This window comes from Aeromonas sp. HMWF017, assembly GCF_003061465.1.
GTDB classification, from domain to species: domain Bacteria; phylum Pseudomonadota; class Gammaproteobacteria; order Enterobacterales; family Aeromonadaceae; genus Aeromonas; species Aeromonas veronii.
Map to the genome: position 1 here is coordinate 662 of NZ_QAJD01000174.1, position 286 is coordinate 947.

Sequence of the window (286 nt, forward strand, 5' to 3'; positions counted from 1 at the left end):
GCCAGCCAGGGCAATATTGCGGGCGGTGCTGAGCTTGTTGGCCTTGCCCGCCGCCGTGTTGCCTCCCTCGATATCATCGACGTGTTTTTTCAGGTAGGCGGTACGATTGGCCAGCGCTTGCGCCTGCTTGTTGGAGATGCCGCCCGGGCCGCCCAGCACCGGATCACCGGTTTCGAGTTGGTAGATGCCAGCCTCCCAGCTGACGACCTCTTGTAAATTCGCCATATCACGAGGCTCCGTGGTTGTAGTTGCCGTTGTAGGTTGCGGCGCCGTTGTAGGTAACGGG

At 60.8% G+C, this 286-nt stretch carries 1 pseudogene; it reads right to left on the bottom strand.

What is annotated here, in order from left to right:
- Positions 1-225, bottom strand: a pseudogene (locus DBR30_RS22615) (gp53-like domain-containing protein); the annotation flags it as partial.
- Between the last annotated feature and the right edge of the window lie 61 nt (positions 226-286).